At 51.7% G+C, this 654-nt stretch carries 6 tRNA genes; all 6 read right to left on the reverse strand.

The window, feature by feature from the left end:
• Positions 1 to 71 precede the first annotated feature (71 nt).
• A tRNA-Met gene (locus HZY94_RS09925) sits at positions 72 to 145 on the reverse strand.
• A gap of 13 nt (positions 146 to 158) precedes the next feature.
• Positions 159 to 248, reverse strand: a tRNA-Ser gene (locus tag HZY94_RS09930).
• Positions 249 to 258: 10 nt separating this feature from the next.
• A tRNA-Glu gene (locus HZY94_RS09935) sits at positions 259 to 330 on the reverse strand.
• A 9-nt stretch (positions 331 to 339) separates the two neighbouring features.
• Positions 340 to 413 (reverse strand) — tRNA-Ile (locus tag HZY94_RS09940).
• Between the two features lie 40 nt (positions 414 to 453).
• Positions 454 to 524: transfer RNA gene (locus HZY94_RS09945), tRNA-Gly, on the reverse strand.
• Positions 525 to 529: 5 nt separating this feature from the next.
• Positions 530 to 602, reverse strand: a tRNA-Val gene (locus HZY94_RS09950).
• Positions 603 to 654 lie beyond the last annotated feature (52 nt).

A 654-nucleotide genomic window follows, 5' to 3' on the forward strand; every position in this document is an offset into this window, starting at 1 on the left:
CGAGACGGAATCGAACCGCCGACACATGGAGCTTCAATCCATTGCTCTACCAACTGAGCTACCGAGCCAAATTGCGGGAGCAGGATTTGAACCTACGACCTTCGGGTTATGAGCCCGACGAGCTACCTAGCTGCTCCATCCCGCGCTATTAACAAATAAGGAGGATGTGGGATTCGAACCCACGCACGCTTTTACACGCCTGACGGTTTTCAAGACCGTTCCCTTCAGCCAGACTTGGGTAATCCTCCTAAATATAAATAGTCCGTACGGGATTCGAACCCGTGTTACCGCCGTGAAAAGGCGGTGTCTTAACCCCTTGACCAACGGACCATATTATAATGGGCACGAGTGGACTCGAACCACCGACCTCACGCTTATCAGGCGTGCGCTCTAACCACCTGAGCTACGCGCCCAAGTCTAAAACTTGGAAATGGTAATTGAACTTTCGTTCAAAGCGGGTGACGAGAATCGAACTCGCGACAACAGCTTGGAAGGCTGTAGTTTTACCACTAAACTACACCCGCTTAAATGGGAGTTAACGGGATCGAACCGCTGACCCTCTGCTTGTAAGGCAGATGCTCTCCCAGCTGAGCTAAACTCCCCTTTAGCTAAGCGACTACCATATCTCACAGGGGGCAACCCCCAACTACTTCC

Origin of the sequence: Streptococcus danieliae (assembly GCF_013415245.1) — a bacterium.
GTDB lineage: Bacteria > Bacillota > Bacilli > Lactobacillales > Streptococcaceae > Streptococcus > Streptococcus danieliae_A.